This window comes from Planktothricoides raciborskii GIHE-MW2, from assembly GCF_040564635.1.
In the GTDB taxonomy this organism is placed as follows: Bacteria; Cyanobacteriota; Cyanobacteriia; order Cyanobacteriales; family Laspinemataceae; genus Planktothricoides; species Planktothricoides raciborskii.
This window is the reverse complement of record NZ_CP159837.1, coordinates 6,214,468-6,232,326: the sequence shown is the minus strand read 5'-3', so window position 1 is coordinate 6,232,326 and position 17,859 is coordinate 6,214,468. Positions and strand designations below refer to the sequence as shown.

General features: G+C 42.9%; 20 protein-coding genes and 1 riboswitch. Of the genes, 13 read left to right on the top strand and 7 right to left on the bottom strand.

The window, feature by feature from the left end:
- Positions 1 to 336: 336 nt before the first annotated feature.
- The 5 genes from gvpN to ABWT76_RS26595 all read left to right on the top strand — a co-directional run bounded on the left by gvpN (position 337) and on the right by ABWT76_RS26595 (position 3,544).
- Positions 337 to 1,482, top strand: coding sequence for a gas vesicle protein GvpN (gene gvpN, locus ABWT76_RS26615; protein ID WP_354635221.1), 1,146 nt, complete (start codon positions 337 to 339; stop codon positions 1,480 to 1,482).
- Between the two features lie 123 nt (positions 1,483 to 1,605).
- Complete coding sequence (locus tag ABWT76_RS26610) at positions 1,606 to 1,827, top strand: hypothetical protein (RefSeq protein WP_369817816.1); 222 nt, start codon at positions 1,606 to 1,608, stop codon at positions 1,825 to 1,827.
- Between the two features lie 218 nt (positions 1,828 to 2,045).
- Positions 2,046 to 2,519 carry a gas vesicle protein K gene (locus tag ABWT76_RS26605; RefSeq protein WP_054470466.1) on the top strand — a complete coding sequence of 158 codons (474 nt, stop codon included), beginning with the start codon at positions 2,046 to 2,048 and terminating at the stop codon, positions 2,517 to 2,519.
- A gap of 15 nt (positions 2,520 to 2,534) precedes the next feature.
- Positions 2,535 to 3,269: a GvpL/GvpF family gas vesicle protein gene (locus tag ABWT76_RS26600; RefSeq protein WP_054470463.1), complete on the top strand. Its 735-nt coding sequence runs from the start codon at positions 2,535 to 2,537 to the stop codon at positions 3,267 to 3,269.
- Positions 3,270 to 3,283: 14 nt separating this feature from the next.
- Positions 3,284 to 3,544, top strand: a complete 261-nt coding sequence (locus ABWT76_RS26595; RefSeq protein WP_054470461.1) for a gas vesicle protein GvpG — start codon at positions 3,284 to 3,286, stop codon at positions 3,542 to 3,544.
- A 167-nt stretch (positions 3,545 to 3,711) separates the two neighbouring features.
- Here the strand turns inward: ABWT76_RS26595 and ABWT76_RS26590 are convergent, their stop codons facing one another.
- Positions 3,712 to 4,032, bottom strand: a complete 321-nt coding sequence (locus ABWT76_RS26590; RefSeq protein WP_354635188.1) for a gas vesicle protein — start codon at positions 4,030 to 4,032, stop codon at positions 3,712 to 3,714.
- Between the two features lie 132 nt (positions 4,033 to 4,164).
- Here ABWT76_RS26590 and ABWT76_RS26585 point away from each other — a divergent pair, with 132 nt between their 5' ends.
- The gene (locus ABWT76_RS26585; protein ID WP_354635220.1) at positions 4,165 to 4,848 is read left to right on the top strand and encodes a GvpL/GvpF family gas vesicle protein; all 684 of its coding nucleotides are present in this window, start codon (positions 4,165 to 4,167) and stop codon (positions 4,846 to 4,848) included.
- A 50-nt stretch (positions 4,849 to 4,898) separates the two neighbouring features.
- Here ABWT76_RS26585 and ABWT76_RS26580 read toward each other — a convergent pair whose 3' ends face one another.
- Both ABWT76_RS26580 and ABWT76_RS26575 read right to left on the bottom strand, forming a co-directional pair.
- The gene (locus ABWT76_RS26580; RefSeq protein ID WP_197285446.1) at positions 4,899 to 5,546 is read right to left on the bottom strand and encodes a hypothetical protein; all 648 of its coding nucleotides are present in this window, start codon (positions 5,544 to 5,546) and stop codon (positions 4,899 to 4,901) included.
- On the bottom strand, positions 5,530 to 5,685 hold the full coding sequence (locus ABWT76_RS26575) for a helix-turn-helix transcriptional regulator (RefSeq protein WP_199317411.1): 156 nt from the start codon (positions 5,683 to 5,685) through the stop codon (positions 5,530 to 5,532). The genes ABWT76_RS26580 and ABWT76_RS26575 overlap by 17 nt, the downstream gene beginning before the upstream one ends.
- A 407-nt stretch (positions 5,686 to 6,092) precedes the next feature.
- Here ABWT76_RS26575 and ABWT76_RS26570 point away from each other — a divergent pair, with 407 nt between their 5' ends.
- The 5 genes from ABWT76_RS26570 to ABWT76_RS26550 all read left to right on the top strand — a co-directional run bounded on the left by ABWT76_RS26570 (position 6,093) and on the right by ABWT76_RS26550 (position 11,668).
- Positions 6,093 to 6,299: a hypothetical protein gene (locus ABWT76_RS26570; protein ID WP_054470335.1), complete on the top strand. Its 207-nt coding sequence runs from the start codon at positions 6,093 to 6,095 to the stop codon at positions 6,297 to 6,299.
- An 810-nt stretch (positions 6,300 to 7,109) separates the two neighbouring features.
- Positions 7,110 to 7,700 carry a DUF4129 domain-containing protein gene (locus ABWT76_RS26565; protein ID WP_054470334.1) on the top strand — a complete coding sequence of 197 codons (591 nt, stop codon included), beginning with the start codon at positions 7,110 to 7,112 and terminating at the stop codon, positions 7,698 to 7,700.
- Complete coding sequence (locus ABWT76_RS26560; protein WP_190879373.1) at positions 7,697 to 8,797, top strand: DUF4350 domain-containing protein; 1,101 nt, start codon at positions 7,697 to 7,699, stop codon at positions 8,795 to 8,797. The genes ABWT76_RS26565 and ABWT76_RS26560 overlap by 4 nt, the downstream gene beginning before the upstream one ends.
- Positions 8,798 to 8,942: 145 nt before the next feature.
- The gene (locus ABWT76_RS26555; protein ID WP_322096598.1) at positions 8,943 to 9,887 is read left to right on the top strand and encodes a MoxR family ATPase; all 945 of its coding nucleotides are present in this window, start codon (positions 8,943 to 8,945) and stop codon (positions 9,885 to 9,887) included.
- Positions 9,888 to 10,339: 452 nt separating this feature from the next.
- Positions 10,340 to 11,668: a DUF58 domain-containing protein gene (locus ABWT76_RS26550; protein WP_199317409.1), complete on the top strand. Its 1,329-nt coding sequence runs from the start codon at positions 10,340 to 10,342 to the stop codon at positions 11,666 to 11,668.
- 29 nt (positions 11,669 to 11,697) lie between these two features.
- Here the strand turns inward: ABWT76_RS26550 and ABWT76_RS26545 are convergent, their stop codons facing one another.
- Entirely contained in the window at positions 11,698 to 12,648 is a 951-nt protein-coding gene (locus tag ABWT76_RS26545) for a stage II sporulation protein M (protein WP_054467381.1), read from the bottom strand.
- Positions 12,649 to 12,784: 136 nt separating this feature from the next.
- Between ABWT76_RS26545 and ABWT76_RS26540 the strand changes: the two genes are divergently transcribed.
- Positions 12,785 to 13,714, top strand: a complete 930-nt coding sequence (locus tag ABWT76_RS26540) for a hypothetical protein (RefSeq protein WP_054467378.1) — start codon at positions 12,785 to 12,787, stop codon at positions 13,712 to 13,714.
- A 292-nt stretch (positions 13,715 to 14,006) separates the two neighbouring features.
- Positions 14,007 to 14,783, top strand: coding sequence for an RDD family protein (locus tag ABWT76_RS26535; RefSeq protein WP_054467376.1), 777 nt, complete (start codon positions 14,007 to 14,009; stop codon positions 14,781 to 14,783).
- 70 nt (positions 14,784 to 14,853) lie between these two features.
- On the opposite strand, the gene ABWT76_RS26530 is transcribed toward ABWT76_RS26535, so the two are convergent.
- The 3 genes from ABWT76_RS26530 to ABWT76_RS26520 all read right to left on the bottom strand — a co-directional run bounded on the left by ABWT76_RS26530 (position 14,854) and on the right by ABWT76_RS26520 (position 17,546).
- Positions 14,854 to 16,479 (bottom strand): sodium:proton antiporter, encoded by a 1,626-nt coding sequence (locus ABWT76_RS26530; RefSeq protein WP_054467374.1) that lies wholly within the window; start codon positions 16,477 to 16,479, stop codon positions 14,854 to 14,856.
- A 107-nt stretch (positions 16,480 to 16,586) separates the two neighbouring features.
- A riboswitch (Fluoride riboswitch) is annotated at positions 16,587 to 16,683 on the bottom strand.
- A 219-nt stretch (positions 16,684 to 16,902) separates the two neighbouring features.
- Positions 16,903 to 17,277 (bottom strand): type II toxin-antitoxin system PemK/MazF family toxin, encoded by a 375-nt coding sequence (locus ABWT76_RS26525; RefSeq protein WP_072160806.1) that lies wholly within the window; start codon positions 17,275 to 17,277, stop codon positions 16,903 to 16,905.
- On the bottom strand, positions 17,274 to 17,546 hold the full coding sequence (locus ABWT76_RS26520) for a hypothetical protein (protein WP_190879375.1): 273 nt from the start codon (positions 17,544 to 17,546) through the stop codon (positions 17,274 to 17,276). The genes ABWT76_RS26525 and ABWT76_RS26520 overlap by 4 nt, the downstream gene beginning before the upstream one ends.
- Between the last annotated feature and the right edge of the window lie 313 nt (positions 17,547 to 17,859).

Sequence of the window (17,859 nt, the reverse complement as noted above, 5' to 3'; positions counted from 1 at the left end):
TAGCTAAACTAGAGGGTTATTATTAAGATACAACAATGAGTTTTAGGTCGTACATACACATGACTAATCCTAGCCTACTTTTTTTTTGAAAGACTGAACTCAACTTTTAAAAAGTATAATTCTTGTTCTGGCGGAGCCGGGATTCCTGAAAAGGCTAGTTACCTGTTCCCCTTAGCAGGCAATAACGGTTAGTCTTGCCGCCAACAGATTTGCAAGAATTGTAGGTTAGGTTAGGTAACTATATATCTACGTATTAACACTAGCACACTTTTTTGCAGTTTGTCAACTTTCTCCATCAAACTTCTCAGATTTATTGACGTTTACTAGATTTCAACCATGACAGTTGCTGAACCTCAAACAAGAAGATCCGTCCTCCGCGTTCGCCCTGGTCAATTTGTCGTTACGCCTTCGATTCATCAAATTACAGTCCGGGCATTACGTTACCTGCACTCTGGTTTTTCCATTCATCTGCGTGGCCCTGCCGGAACGGGGAAAACCACACTGGCTATGCACCTGGCCAATTGTTTAGCCAGACCTGTAATGCTGATTTTCGGAGATGATGACTTTACCAGTTCCGATTTAATTGGCAGTCAGTCTGGTTATACCCACAAAAAACTGATGGATAACTATATCCACAGCGTTCTCAAAGTTGAGGACGAACTCAAACACAACTGGGTGGATTCTCGATTGACGATGGCCTGTCGAGAAGGATTTACCTTAGTTTATGATGAATTTAACCGTTCTCGACCCGAAGTTAACAACGTTTTACTCTCTGCCTTAGAAGAAAAAATCCTGACCCTGCCACCGAGTAGTAATCAACCCGATTACCTGCAAGTCCATTCTCAATTTCGGGCAATTTTTACCTCCAACCCGGAAGAATATTGTGGGGTTCATGCTACCCAAGACGCCTTAATGGATCGGTTGGTGACAATTAATATGCCTGAACCGGATGAACTGACTCAGACTGAAATTATCGCCCAAAAAACAGGAATTCGTCGAGAAGATGCCTTATTTATTGTCAACCTCGTCAAAACCTTCCGTCTGGAAACTGCGGCGGAAAAAACGTCAGGTTTGCGCTCTTGTTTAATGATTGCCAAAGTCTGCGCTGAACACGATATTGTGGCTACCCCAGACCACGCAGATTTCCGCGATATTTGTGCAGATGTTCTCTTGTCGCGCACGAATTTATCCATTGATAAATCGACAACCATTTTATGGGAAATTCTCAACGGCAATCCGACAGAATCCTTACCCGTTGTAGAGGAAACGGAGCGTCCAGATGCCAGTGCGTTACCTCCTGATCCTTTAAAGGAACATGAACAAAAAATTTATCATTATTTGGAGCAAACCCACAAAGCCAGCTTTCATGAAATTTACAAAACTTTAAACCTCAAGCAAAATCAAGCAGAAAAAGCTATTCGTTCTTTACTGCAAAAGAACTTGCTGAAACAACAAGACCAGTTTTATATTCTTTTTGAGTGAAACCAACCGTGAATTCCTCCACTTTTGCCAACCCGCTCAAAACCCACTCAAATAACACCCTGACAACGGCAACTTAAGGTTCGAGTTTAGCGGATATCCTTGAACGAGTTTTAGATAAAGGAATTGTGGGGCGATATTTCTGTTTCGATCGCCTCTACTTCGATCGCCTCTACGGAACTTCTGCATATCCGCATTCGTCTGTTAATTGCCTCTGTTGATAAAGCACGGGAGATGGGAATTAATTGGTGGGAAGGAGACCCCTATCTCCATAGCCAATCCCAAGCTTTATTAGCAGAAAATCAAGAACTTTCAAACCGACTCCAAACCTTAGAAGCGGAACTTTAAGCCTTAAAATCCTTAACCCAATCGATCGCCGTAGAAAGCCATGATCTCAGTCCGAACGATGAAGCACATTCCGAAAAGCCAGAAAATTCCCAGCTTGAGTTCTAATCGGTTAGAGGGAGGTTTACGTCATTTCACCTTAGATAAAATATCAAGTGTGCGAAGTTCCACACTTGAGATTCGCCGTCAAAAACTGATTCACTAACTGCGTAACTGCGATCATGACACTTGTTTGCACACCTTATGATTCTGCTAATGAGGCTTTGCTGACCCGTCCAGAAAGTAATAGTAAAGCCGGTTTAGCACCTTTACTGTTAACTGTCGTGGAATTGGTACGCCAATTGCTCGAAGCCCAAATCATTCGCCGGATGGAAGGCGGAATTATCAGTGAGTCTGATTTAGATAGAGCCGCAGAAAGTATCCAAAAATTACAAGAACAGATTCTCCATTTGTGTGAAATTTTTGAAGTTGATCCAAAAGAGTTAAATATCAATCTAGGAGAATTTGGTACTCTTTTACCAGAGCCAGGAAGTTATTACCCAGGAGAAGATAGTACCAAACCTTCAGTATTGGAATTGGTTGATCGACTTTTAAATACAGGAGTTGTTGTTGAAGGGAATGTTGATTTAGGTTTAGCAAAACTTGATTTAATTCATCTAAAACTGCGTTTAGTTTTAACTTCTCAGCCCGTTTAATTTTGGAGAATGCTTATGGCGGTTGGTCTTTATTTATATGGAATATTTGCTGATCAGATTCCTGACAAAATAGTTTTGTCAGGGATTGATAATGAACCCGTTCACTGTGAGGTGATTGACGGTTTTAGTTTTCTCTACTCCGTTGCTCATAAAGAAAAATATTTGGCATCTCGTCGGTATTTAATTTGCCATGAAAAAGTATTAGAAAGCGTGATGGAAGCCGGATTTAGAACTTTGCTTCCATTGCGGTTTGGATTAGTTGTAAAAACCTGGGAAACGGTGGCAGAACAATTAATTAACCCGTATAAAAATCAACTGAAAGAATTATTTGCTAAATTGTCAGGCAAACGAGAAGTTAGCATTAAGATTTTTTGGGATAGCCAGTCAGAATTACAAAGGGCTTTGGAGTCTAATCCTGAGTTAAAGCAACAACGGGATGCGATGATGGGGAAAAACTTAACAATGGAAGAAATTATCCATATAGGTCAACTCATAGAAGGCACTTTATTTCAACGGAAACAAGATATTATTCAAGTCTTTAGAGAGCAATTAAGTCATTGTGCTCAAGAGATGGTCGAAAGCGAGCCGATGACCGATGACATGATTTATAATGCAGCTTATTTAATTCCTTGGGATCAAGAGCCTGAATTTAGCCAGAAAGTTGAAGCGATCGATCAAGAGTTTGGCGAGCGCTTGCGAATTCGCTATAACAATTTAACCGCACCCTATACCTTTGCCCAACTCATGTAAGGAGAAAATCAATTATGTTTCTTGATATTTTATGCTTTCCGGTTACTGGACCGATTGGTGGTTTGATGTGGATCGGGGAGAAAATTCAAGAGCGTGCAAATACGGAATATGATGACACAGAAAATTTACACAAACTTTTATTAGCCTTGCAACTGGCTTATGATCTGGGCGATATTTCTGAGGAAGAGTTTGAAATTAAGGAAGAAGAACTGTTATTAAAAATTCAAGCCTTAGAAGAAGAAGCTGTAGAAAACCAGTCTGAATATTCTCTCTAAAATGATTAGAAAAAATCAAAGGGGTTGTTGGATTTATTATCCTATGCGTTTTCAAATTCAAAATTGATACTAGCTAAGATTTTTTCTAGCATGACTTTTCTTAGTAAAGGCGGGTTTTACCACCTCAAGAATTCGAGGCTTCCTCAAAACCCGCCCTTGATTAAGCTTTAATATTCTAGGTAAAAGGCTTGAAAATTATTAGAGGATTGAGCAACAGTTTTAGAGGAATGCATCCCTTTAGGTAAACTAGGATTGACTTCACGCAAATCTTGAATATTCTGTTCTGTACTCTCAATTTGATGATCCAGAACCGTTAGACGATTTTTTAATTGCTGAATGCGCTGCTCCATAAATTTTAATTCTTTTTGGATGCGTTGTTTTTCAGTAATTAACTTATAAAGCTCAAGTTGCTGAGATGCTTCAGATTGCTTCCGAGGCATAGTGCTAATTTTAGGTTTAATTGGGCTGGGTACACGAGTGGTTGTCATAACAATTCCTGAATAGTTTATAATATTATAGCTGAGAATTTGGTGTTATAGTCTTGAAAAGACTAAAACATCAATTCAACGCCCCAATACAAAGATTTGTAAAAAATTTAAAATTTTCCTTTGGTAAGCCCTATGAAATTGTATAATTTATATACTTACGCTTTTTTAAAACCCCCAATAGAGAGCTTAACATTGCCGGTGGGAATTGCTAACCCAGTGTTACTGATAACTGGTGGAGACCTCTCAGCCGTAGTCGAACCCGAAGTTTGTTTAGACACTTTACAAAATGATGATGAATGCTTGATTCAAGCCGTTTTATGTCATGATCGCGTCATCTGCGAATTATTTCAGCAAACGACTATTTTACCCTTACGTTTTGGCACATCTTTTTTAGAGGCAGACAATTTACTGAACCATCTTAGTTCTAATGCCCAAGAATATCAAGAAAAAATTGAACAACTTGAGGGAAAAGGGGAATATGTTTTAAAATGTATTCCGCGTAAGCTAGAGGAGCCTGTACTCTCTTCTGAGAGCCGGGGAAGACAATATTTTTTAGCTAAAAAACAGCACTATGAAGCCCAACAAGACTTTTATATTCTGCAAGGTTCAGAATGGCAAAATTTCGTTCATTTAGTTACCCAAAGCTATCCATCAACGATTATTATTCCTTCTCCGGGTACGGAATCACGAATTTATCTTTTAGTCAATTTTCAAGAAGAACCTTTACTAATCGAGCAAGTCTTGCATTGGCAAAAAGCTTGCCCCAGGTGGGAATTACAATTAGGGCAAGTTTCTCCACCCTATCACTTTACTTAACTTAATTTCTCTATGACTAACCTTAACTTGGTAAACAACTTTCTTAGTCGTTACGACACCCGACATTTAGTTATGTTTAGTGGCAAAAGAGGAGTGGGAAAAACTACCCTATTCAATGGCCGCCAAAAATTATTCCTATGGCTAAAGCAATTGCCACAAAAATTATTCAGGAACATTGATATGGCGCTAATTAAAGCGCTAATTAAGGAACTTGCATCAAGAGGATCGAGAGAAAACTCGCAGTAGACGTACTCGCATCCTTCGATTGTCTTTAATAGTATCCCTTCATAACTATTCACGACACCTTGCTCTGATTTACTCGAAATAATCTTGTCGTTCCAATGCTGAATAATAGCTGCCCGTAATTCATCAGGAGAAGACTTCTCAGCCAAACCAGGAAAACCAAGTTCTTCAGCCTTTTTAATAATATCCGCCCTTTGAATAACAAATGAAAACGTATTGGTGGCCATGAAATTCTTCAGTTGCAAAGACTTAAAAGACCAGCCAGTTGCGATTTGTGTGTCAACAGCATCATAGAGAAGCTTGCTGCGTCCCAAGGCAGGATCGGACAAAGTAATATCTTTGACATAATGAAAAATTGCTTCCCATGTGTAGTCCTCTATCGATCCAATCATGGGAGAGGCAATAGTTGCAATAATGGCTTGCCTTAACCGTTCAATTTCATTCTCCGTCAACATTTAAGAGTTTCTCAACAACCTGCAAAAACTCGCTCATTGAGATCCCTAAAGCTTTAGTAATGTGACTAAAAACTCTAACAGATGGACTTTTTAGCCCTCGCTCAAGCTGACTGATATATGTTCTGTGCAGACGGCACAGGACCTGTAACTTCTGCCAGATACTCCTGTGACCAGCCTTGCTCTACCCGACGGCGCTGTATTTCTAGTCCTAAAATTCGATTTAGCCTGCTATTTTTCATATAAAGACAAGGCTAGTAGTTTGAATACAAAAGTTTCACAGACTAAAGTATTCAAGGTCTAGCCTTCCACTCAGGCAGTATTCGCGTTACAACAAGGAGCATAATGGGTTGAATGCGAAATATGCCTGAAAGCAGTGATAATCGATAAGATCAGATATTGATGTTCTGAGTGGGGTTAGCCATGACTGAGTTACTGGAGAAGGCGATCGCTCAGTTACAAACGTTATAATTACTTATCGCTTAATTGAGATGATCCTGGGGGCTGACTCTATTTTCCGATGAAGATCGGGATAAATTTATCATTTTTATGGAAATGAAAGCAGGAAAAGCCATAGAGAAGGAGGTAATTCAACAACTGAATGGGGCAGAATACTTAATCGCTTATTGCCAGAAAATTGGTCAGCTATTTTGGAACATTCCCAATTTTATCACGGGGTATGAATATCGGTTTATTAGCCTCAAACAAAACATCGGTTTATTAGCCTCAAACATATTAATATTGTCAAAGGTTTAACCAGGGAAAAGCCATCCCCACGAAATGGCGATCAGCCAGAAGAAAATATGTGAAAATTTTATTCACCAAGTACCTTATTCTTTAACCGTTTAATCGGGACAATGGAATGGAATAGTCTATTAGTAATATTAGTCTAGGTTTTTTGGTGAATAATTATTAAAAATATTTTTGCTATTTAATTTTTATCAAAGTCTTATTTTAAGAGGTTATACCAATTTTAAAAACTCCTGCTACAATTCCAATGGTTATTTGGGCGCTTGGACGTAGCGCCCAAATTGTATGAATTTTTATAAATAGTATTACCAATTTCAAAATAATCCACAGTCGGTTTTAACCGACTTGCGCTATTAGCCGGGGGTTTTAACCCCCGGCGGTTTATGTACCCCCGCAATTAACCGACGATTGCGGGGATTAAAATCCGGCGAGGATTAAAATCCCCGTAGGGGTCAACGGCCGTTGACCCCTACAGTCGGTTAAAACTGACTATTTTACCAATTTTAAAAACTACTACGACAATTTTAAGGTTTATTTGGGCGATTGGACGTAGCGCCTCTACTGTTGCATGATTTTTTGTAAATGGTATTAATTATATGATATTAAGGATAATTTTTGATTGTTTTTATTTCTTAATTTACCTAACACAACCTATTTGTGGTTTGTGAGTTGTTTGTGAGTTATTTGTAAGGATAAGCGTTACGGTGCGGGTTTTGGTGATAATTATGGGTTTTTATGTTGTTGCCTAACACACCCTACTTTTGAAAAAACAGATACAATAGATTAAAATTACAAAATGCCCATAAATTAATGATTATGTCTGTGGCTGAATTTGAAACTACAAATCTAAGCTGGCGTTGGCAGCAGGGTCAACAGCAACTCCAAGAATGGACGGAGTTGAAATTCTCGCAATTTTTCCCGAATCTATTCCCATCTTTAGATTGGCCAACTGTACCGACTGGCAATTTTAACTGGTTGTTTTATGTTCTGGGAATTGTGCTGACGATCGCGGTTTGTTGGCAACTCCAAAGCTGGATTGTCCAGTTTTGGTATTGGCAAATGTCAAAAACCTCTGATAGGCGATCGCATTTTTCAGAAAACCGATCGCTGACCGTTAAAGATTTGTTAGGGCGATCGCGAAAATATCAGGAGAAAGGGAATTATACCGCTGCTTGCTATTGTTTATACAGGGCAATGTTGCAGCAGCTAGATGACCGTGGAATTATTCCCCAACAAGTGAGTCGTACTGACCGGGAATACGATCAACTTCTCCAGGAACAACCGAACTATTCCGCTTATAAAGTGTTGCTAGAAACTCACGAACGGCTTTATTTTGGTAAGCAACAGGCAAATGCCGATATGTTTGCCCGCTGTCAGGAAGCTTACGAGGCTATTGTGCAGAAATGATTAAAGTTTTTCAATCGAAATCTAAATCTCAAGGGATAAAATTCGCCGCGATCGCCCTGGTGGCGATCATGTTGCTGACTTTGGGACTTGCCCCCAGTCGCGATCGCCTGAGTTCCGGTTCTACCTATAGTCGAGATCCTAATGGCTATGGTGCATGGTACGCTTTTATGGAACAGCGGGGCACGCCGATCCAACGTTGGCAACGTCCCTTATCGGCTTTGAAAAATCAACCCCCGATTACTTTATTGCGGGTACGGGGAAATTTGACCCGATCGCCCCTAGATCAATCCGTTGACCCGTGGTTGGAACAAGGTCATACCATTGTCACCTTGGGGGTTTGGCAAGATGTCACCGAAGCCCCCTTTACTAGCGAACTCAATAGTCCACACGGAACGGTGAAAATTGAAACCAGAAGAAGGGCTTCTTTGGCAACCGATCAAGTTGAATTATTAGGCGATCGCTTTGGGGCGGTGGCGTGGGCGGAAACCAAGGGAAAAGGACGGGAAATTTCTGTAATTACCCCCTATCTAGCGGCTAATGCTTATCAGCATGAACCGGGAAATTATGAGTTTCTGGCGGAACTTTTAGCCGCTACCAATCAGCCGATTTGGGTGGATGAATATATGCACGGTTATCGAGATGCGGATGCAGCAGATGAAGCGGAGGTGACGGGCAATTGGTGGGCATATTTGGCGAAAACCCCTTTATTGCTAATTTTTGTTCAAGGGGCAATTATCTTTATAGTGGCGATCGCCGCCCAAAATCGCCGCTTTGGTCAGGCAGAGGCGATCGGGTCTCCCCAAATTAATAATAGCGAAAGCTATATCAAAGCCCTGGCCAGCGTTTTACGCAAAGCCGAAAGTAGCGATTTTCTCACTCAAACTATCAGCAAAGCCGAGCAATTAGCCCTACAAAAAAGTTTAGGACTAGGCTCGAATTTGTTATCTCCGGAAGATTTAATCACCGCTTGGCACAACCAAACCGGACGCGATGCTTCTGAGTTACAATTATTACTACAATCTGACAGCGATCGCCGATTTTTATCCGAAGCAAAATTACGCCTTTGGTTAGAAAAATGGCAAGCTATCCGTAAATAGTTATTGGAGTTGTTGGTGATTGGTTATTCGTAATGATAATAACCAAAGAATCCCTACCCAATAACCCCCCAACTCCCCCTTCAAAGGGGGGGACAGCCAATAACCAAAACCCAATAACCAAAGAATCCCTACCCAATAACCCTAAATGGCAATGACTCTCGATCACACAATTATTACTGATATCATTAAAGCCTTAAATAACATCGTTGTGGGACAAACAACGGTAGTTGAACAGGTGATGGTTGCCCTTTTATCCGGGGGACATATTATTTTAGAAGGTGTCCCAGGAACGGGCAAAACTTTATTGGCAAAAACCCTCTCTCATTTGATTAAGGCAGATTTTCGGCGAGTCCAATTAACCCCAGATATTTTACCCGCAGATATTTTAGGGACGAATATTTTTGATTTGAATAGTCGGGCGTTTACCTTGAAAAAAGGGCCAGTTTTTACGGAGATTTTACTGGCGGATGAAATTAATCGGACTCCGCCGAAAACTCAGTCCGCATTGCTAGAAGCAATGGAAGAAAAACAAGTGACTTTAGACGGGCAAAGTTTGCCGTTACCCGCACTATTTTGGACGATCGCTACCCAAAATTCTTTGGAATTTGAAGGTACTTATCCCCTACCGGAAGCGCAATTAGATCGGTTCTTATTTAAGGTGATGGTAGATTATCCCAATGCCGCCGCCAGTAAGCAAATGTTATTAGCCCATCAAAAGCAATCTTTAGATGTGAATAAAGTTGCGGCGATCGCGACGGTAGAACAGATTTTACAAGCCCGTCAAGCGGTTGCCAAAATAACTGTTGCTGAGAGTATTTTGGATTATTTAATTGCCCTAGGGGAGCGATCGCGACAAGATCGAGATTTAGCATTAGGGGCATCACCGCGATCGCTGGTGCTGTGGTTGCGTGCGAGTCAAGCCCATTCCTGGATCCAAGGACGGGATTACGTCACCCCAGATGATGTCAAAGCCGTTGCCCTGCCGTTGTTGCGCCATCGCCTCATCCTCAAACCGGAAGCCCAACTTGACGGCATTGCCATTGATGCGGTGATTTCTGGTTTACTGAGTCAGGTTGGGGTTCCGAGATAAGAAGCGGAGGAGCGGAGGAGCGGAGGGGCGGAGGGGCGGGGGAGAGAGGGTGTAGGGTGTAGCCCTTCGGCAGGCTCAGGGTAAGAGGTGTAGGGTGTAGGGGCGATCCCGCCCGTTTACCCTGAGCCTGTCGAAGGGTGGTCGCCCCGGAGCTTCCGGGGCTTCCGGGGCAAACAACATGCATAATCCCTACCCAGCAACAAAGAACAAACAACCAAAGAATCCCTACCCAAAGAATCCCTACCCAAAGAATCCCTACCCAAAGAATCCCTACCCAAAGAATCCCTACCCAAAGAATCCCTACCCAAAGAATCCCTACCCAAAGAATCCCTACCCAAAGAATCCCTACCCAAAGAATCCCTACCCAAAGAATCCCTACCCAAAGAATCCCTACCCAAAGAATCCCTACCCAAAGAATCCCTACCCAACAACCAACAACCAACAACAAACCGATGATAATTCCCTCAAAACGCGCTTTTTTACTGCTGGGACTGGGGATGGCGATCGCCCTATTTGCTGCCCAGTGGTTTACTCAGTCAGTGGCCCTAATGATGACCCTGGGATTTGATGGACTGATTTTGGGGATGGTGTTTCTGGATGGATTCCGGGTCAAATTTCAGCGCGGGGAAATTTCTCGGACTCCTTTGGGCAAATTATCCATTGGGCGAGATAATCCGGTCACTTTGACGGTGCGATCGCCAGCTACCACTGCCCAGATTTCGATCCGCGATGGCTATCCTCTCCAATTCAAAGTATCGGCTAAAGAACTGCAAGCCACGTTAACGGCGAATAGCAGTCAAGAACTGACTTATACGGTTCACCCAGAGGATCGCGGTCAATTTGAATGGGGCGATATTCAAGTGCGACAGTTGGGGCAGTGGGGTTTGGCATGGCATCAGTGGTCAGTGAAGCAGCCGCAAACGGTGGCGGTATATCCCGATTTGGTGGGATTGCGATCGCTGACGATTCGCTTAACCTTGCAATCCACGGGCAGTTTGCGATCGTCTCGACGGTTTTCTATGGGAACGGAATTCGCCGAACTGCGGGAATATACCCAAGGGGACGATCCTCGGATGATTGATTGGAAAGCCACCGCCAGACGCACCGGCTTATCTGGGCATAATCCCCTACAGGTGCGGGTTTTGGAGGCGGAACGAGAACAAACTTTAATCATTTTGCTCGATCGCGGACGGTTGATGACGGCGCGGGTGAAGGGATTGCAGCGGTTTGATTGGGGGCTGAATGCCGCCCTGGGTCTGGCTTTGGCGGGGTTGAATCGGGGCGATCGCGTGGGAGTTGGGGTTTTCGATCGCGAGGTCGTGACATGGATGCCCCCGGAACGGGGTCAACACCAACTCAGTCACCTCCTGGAACGTCTCACCCCCATTCAGCCGGTGCTTTGGGAACCGGACTATATGGGGGCTGTCACCAAAGTGGCCAAACAACAAAGCCGAAGAGCCCTGGTAGTCTTAATTACAGATATTATTGATGTCACCGCCTCCGCAGAATTGCTGGCAGCCATGCAGCGGTTAGCCCCCCGTTATCTGCCGTTTTGCGTCACCCTCCGCGACCCTCAAGTCGATGCGATCGCCCATACCTCCACCCTGGAAATCCCTCAAACTTACGAACGTGCGGTTGCCCTTGATTTGCTGGCACAACGTCAGGTTGCCTTTGCCCAATTGCGCCAAAAAGGGGTTTTAGTTCTTGATGCCCCTGCCCATGAAATTAGCGACCAATTAGTCGATCAATATTTAAGATTAAAAGCGAGAAATCAGTTGTGAGGAAAGAGGATAAAAATTAAGGCCAAAAATTAACGTTTCCGCCTACAATACATAAAAAATACCCCAAATATTCCCAGGCCGATAATATATTTCAAAATATCAGGAATGGCGGGATTTGGGGATAAAAATCCTTCAATGATTCCGGCAGTAATTAACATTGGCACGATGCCAAACAGCAGTTGAATGGCTTGGGAACCATAGAAGCGCAATGCCGCTGCCCGTTGATATTTTCCCGGAAATAATAACCCTCTGGCAATCAGCAATCCCGCACCACCAGCAAAAAATATGGCCGGTAATTCTAGGGCGCCGTGGGGAAAAACAAATGCCCAAAATGGATAGGCTAAATTATTTTGTCCTACTAAGGTGGCGATCGCCCCAATATGTAATCCATTGAAAACTAGAATATAAACAGTCACAAGACCGGCAGTGATTCCTCCGCCAATGGCGCTAAAGGCAACCTGTAAATTATTCTGCATAATTGAAGTCGATGCTAAGGGTTCCCACCCGACAATAGAACCCATCCACAATTCGCCGCGATCGCGCACTTTTTCGATTAAACTTTCCGGCACCATTAATGATAGAAACATCGGGTCTTGCCATGCATACCACCAAGCGACTAAAACCCCCAAGAGAAACAGCCCAGTAGCGATCGCAATATAGGGAAACGTTTGCTGCACTAACTGAGGGAAACCCCAAAGGCAAAATTCCCAAGCTTTCTGCCATTCTTGTCGTCGAGAACCTTGATAAATTTGGTTATAACTGCGAGAAGTTAGTTGCTGCAATTCTTGGATTACCGCATTGCCCACATTGTAAGTCTTTGCCCGGGCTAAGTCCCCAGAAAGCGATCGATACAAACTGGCCATCTGCCGCACCTCATCGGCATTTAAGCGAGACATCCCTTTTTTTTCAGCTTTTCTTAACAATGTTTCTAATTGTTTCCAGTTAGTTTCCCTGCGGGCAATCCAACGGCGAATATTCATAAAACTCGATGAAATATTGATAGATTATTGCTGATTATTGCTAAATTTTGCTAAATTTTGCTAACATAAGCCTCCCTATTTCTCTAGGGTAGCGTAAGATCGCGATCGAACAATCTTACCTGGGAGCATCAAACCAATGGCTAATACTCCATTAAAACCCATGACTGTGGGAAATGTGGTTAGTGCGGGACTTCGCCTTTATCGCGATCGCTTTTCTACCTACTTCCCGATTGGTGTCACCGCCAGCTTATGGGCATTAATCCCTATTTTAACGCTTCTACCGATTCCTTTTCTAATTTTTTTCCAGCAAATCAACCCATCAATTCTCTGGGCTGCCAGTCCTATCTGGCTAATCTTATTAATTTTTACATCGGCTAAATCGATTACAAACCTAGCCTTAATTTGCCGCTTGGCTTTTGGAGTTTTAACCAATAAACCGGAAACCGTTAAAGAAGCCAGTGCTCATGTCATGCCGAAAATCTGGAAATTGTGGCTGGCTTCTTTTTTCGCATTTTTACTAATTATGGCAGTTAGTCTGGGTTTTGCTGTGGTGATGGGATTCGGATCGGGCATAGTCGTAGGCATTCTTATTGGCTCACAATCTTCTCCCCTAGCTTATTGGATAGCTGGATTATTGGCATTATTTATTATAGCAGCTTTCTTGATTTTTTACATCCGATTTACAATTGGATTGTCCCTGATTGAAGTGCCATTAGCGATCGAGCATAATTTAACTGCTTGGGGAACAGTTCAAAGAAGTCAAAAGCTGACCAAAGGCTATGCTGGGAAAATTTTTACAATTTTTATCGTCGCCGGATTGATTTTTGTACCCCTGCAAATGGTCGTTAACGTTTTATCCGATCTCATCCAAAGAACTCTGATCAACACTTTAGCTATGGATCAAAACTCACCAATTTTTATTACCATATCTTTCTTGGTTGCTTACATCCTGGGCATTCTATTTGGGATGGTCTTAGTCCCCTTTTACCAAATCATTAAATCTACTATATATTATGACCTTTGCACTCGAAAAGAAGGATTAGACATGAAATTGAGCAATGAGTAAATTTAGCGCTCATTTCGGTGGGAATAAATAAAACCCAATGTTTTTATCCTGTGGGCATATTTCCAGATTAATAAATTAGATAATAATTAAATAATGCAGCAGTAGGGGCGAAGCATTCGGGGCAGCCAACTAATGCTTACCATAGCAAAGCCATTACCCGGTAAGCGAAGCTATGCCCGTAGGGCTTTATGCTTCGCCCTTCTCGAAACGCCCGTACTACAAAAAAGTTCCTGATTGATCCTTCCCGTTCCAAGGGCGCGAAGCGCTGTAAATTAATCAATTAAATCATCCCATGAATATCTTCAATCGAGTTAAAATTCAAACCCCAGAAAGTGTAGAACTTGAGTTTACCTTAGCCGGCATCGGCAGTCGGACTTATGCTTTATGCCTTGACTATTTATATTGGTTGCTGAGTTTGGTGATTTTAATCATATTATACTTAATCTTTTTCGCCATATCAGTCAATTTTTTACAAGACCTATTGGGCGGCGATCGCCTTGAGCTTTGGGGATTTGCCATTCTGGGCTTAATCTTTTTCTTTGTCTATGTGGGTTATTTTGCTTTTTTTGAAACCTTATGGCAGGGACAAACCCCAGGGAAAAGACAGGCAAAAATTAGGGTGATTCGTGATGATGGTAGACCCGTTGGCTTGCCACAAGCAACCTTAAGATCGTTGCTAAGACCCGTGGATGATTTATTATTTATTGGTATGTTTATGATTATGTTCGGCCAGCGAGAAAAACGCATCGGTGATTGGGTAGCTGGAACCTTGGTAGTACAGGATGAAGAAGCAGTAGCCTCGGCGGAATTTTCCTTTTCAGAAAAAGCTGATTCTCTGGCAGATCGCCTCTTAGAAGCTACGGATATCTCTGGGTTAAGCCCCGATGATTTTGCCCTGATTCGCGAGTATTTACGCCGTCGTTCCAGTCTTTTTTCCGAGGCAAAAGTTGAACTCAGCTATCAGATAACCCAACGGGTACAAACCGCCCTAAATTTAGAAAAAATGCCAAAAGGAGTTACAGCGGAGTTATTCTTAGAAGCTGTATATTTAGCCTATCAAAAACGATAAATATGTAAAAAAAAACCGGGTTTATGGGTAGTTTCATAAACCCGGTTTTTCGAGGCTTTCTGGGTTGAGTTTAAATTGACTTATTTTCCACTACAATAATCGGCAATGTACTTGTTGCTAACACCGCTTGCAAATCCGACCCAACTAACACATGATCATCGGCACGATCGCCGCGTTTACCCATGACAATTTCTGCTGCATTATATTCTTGAGCAATGCGAATAATTTCTGCGGGTACGTCTCCATCAGTAGTAATAAATTGATGGGGAATATCTGCCAGGAGTTGCTTGCTGCGATTCCGCAATTTTTCTACTTCTTGGATATCTTCTCCTACGCGCACATGGAGCACCACCACTTCCCCATCACTGCGACGGGCTAATTCTGCCGCTTTGGTTAAAGTCTCCGTGGCAATTGCCGAAGTATCTACCGCAGCTAATAAAATAATGTGACGGGAAACTGCGACTTTAGTGGGGTCAACTTCACCCTTTTCTAACAGTTTGGGAGCAAAAGTGGGAATTGCCCAAGCCCCCAAGGGTGCGGTGACTAAAATCGACAAAGCGGCGATCGCTAAAATCGTGTCTCCTCCTTGAATTCCTTGGGCTAGGGGAATAGCCCCAATCGCCGCTTGTACCGTGGCTTTGGCGGAATTTCCCGGCAGCAAAAACAGCCGTTCTTTCCAACTCCAGTTACTCCCCAAAGTGGACAGATACCAACCCAGCGATCGCCCCACCAAAGTGCCGATCGCCAACACCAGCAGTCCCACCAGCAAGCGATCGCCCAAAACATTCAGTTGAATACTAGCCCCCAGCAACACAAAAAGGACAATTTCCGCCACCACCCATAAGCTATCAAAACCGACTCGCAACCGTCGGGCTAAGGGGGTATCCATTTCTATTAGAAAAAATCCCGTCACCATCACCGCTAAATAGCCGGAAAATACAGGAAAATCTTCGCTTAATACCACCAAAAATAGGGCAAAACTGGCGGCAACCAGAGCATCCAAAACCTTATTTTGCATCCATTTTTGTTGCGACAGCAGAAACACCAAAATTCGCGCCATCAACCAACCTAACAATACCCCTAAACCAATTTGGGCAATGATTTGAAACGGCAATAATTGCAAGGGACTGAGGGTAATTCCACCGGGCAAAGTCAAGCTGGTGGCGGTATTTTGAGACAGAAACGCCAGCAGCAAGCTAAACACCAAAAGCAGCAATACATCCGATAAGGCACTTCCGGTTAAAATCGCATCGGGAATTCCTTTTTTCACCCCCCATCCCAGGCTTTTTAACCGCAACATTCCGGGGACAATCACTGCTGGGGACTCGGCACTAATCACGCAGCCCAGCAACAATCCGGTAGCTAAGTCAAATTTGAATAGCCAAACCGCCGCCACCGCAACGGCGATCGCTTCACAAGCTGCCGGTAAGAACCCTAGTCTTAACGCCACAGTCCCTTGTTGAGACAGCTTTTCCCGGTCTAGACCCAACCCTGCTTTCATCAAAATCACCATCACGGCGATCGTCCGCAGGGAGTCCGCTGCCCCCAGCACTTCCCCACTAATCACATTGCCCATTTGGGGGCCGAGGAGAATACCGACCAGGGTCATGCCCACCAATGCCGGTGCTCTTAGCCGTCGAGCAATCTGCCCCACGAAACAACCCATCAATAAAATCCAGATAATGCTTTCTAACATATCGTCACGTTAATTTGAATGTGTGGAAATTTAAAGTTGTGGAAAAACGTGACTTGTGGCAGAAAGAGTAATCAGAACCCAAAGCCCCTACTCTTCCGCAACAAGTCGGAATAGTAGGAGCCATCAGCCTTGGTCTGGTCAAATTCTTGGCAAATTCTTGGCAAACTTACGGCGGTTTTGGCGAGCCCCATCGCCATCATTATTTTTATAGCATAAAAAGGGAAAATAAACAAGTAGTAAATCATAAAGAAACCGGGTTTCTGTTGTGAATATTAGAGTTAACGGTGGATGTACCATAAGAAACCCGGTTTCTGGCGCAAATAAACAAGCTAAAAAAGAAACCGGGTTTCTGTTGTGAATATCAGAGTTAACGGTGGATTTCTAACAAGAAACCCTGTTTCTGAGTCCAGTGATGGCGATCGCTTAAGGATCAATCATTCTTTTAAGTCCCCTTAAAATGGGATCGTATTCTTCGGGAGTTAGTCTTCCCCAATACTCTGTAATTCTGGTGAAATCTAAAACTCTGATCTGATCTAATAATGCAATAGAGGGCTGACGCAATCCAGCAGTTCCGGCGGGAAATTTAGGATATAAATCAGGGGAATCATTCGCCCATGCTTGCCCTCGATCGCTGGTGATTGGCACCAAAATGACTAATGGAAAACGCGGATTCCCGACTCGATTGGGCAACCCCACTACAATTGCCGGTCGTTGTCCTTCTTGTTCATGGGCTTGAGGATTTTGTTGGGGAAATCGCGCCGTAACAATATCCCCAATTTGCAAAGATAAAATGGTCATTCTTCTCCTATAACTAAACCAACACCCTCCACATAATTCACCGGCTTACCCGATCCTAATTCTCCCGCTTGCCATTCGTAAGCATCGTATTCACTTAGCCGAGATAAATCTTGATTTAACCAAGCATCTTCCGCGTCTGATTCGAGGATTTGGTCTAAACCGAATTTAGAAATCAATTGCTCGATGCGTTCAAATTCAGCAATGGGAATTTGCACGGCGATCGCCTGTTTATTTTGATCAACCACATAACTTTTATTAATTTTTAACATGAGACAGAAGGCTCCTTGACTACTTACTTTATAATATAAAAAACAGATGGTTAAAAAATGGTAAAATATTCAGAATATTGTCAAATTTTTGGCAAACTTACTGCGGTTTTGGCGAGCTCCATCACCATGATTATTTTTATAGCATAAAAAGGGAAAATAAACAAGTAGTAAATCATAAAAAAACCGGGTTTATGTTGTGAATATTAGAGTTAACGGTGTATCTACAATAAGAAACCCGGTTTCTGGCGCCAATAAACAAGCTAAAAAAGAAACCGGGTTTCTGTTGTGAATATCAGAGTTAACGGTGGATTTC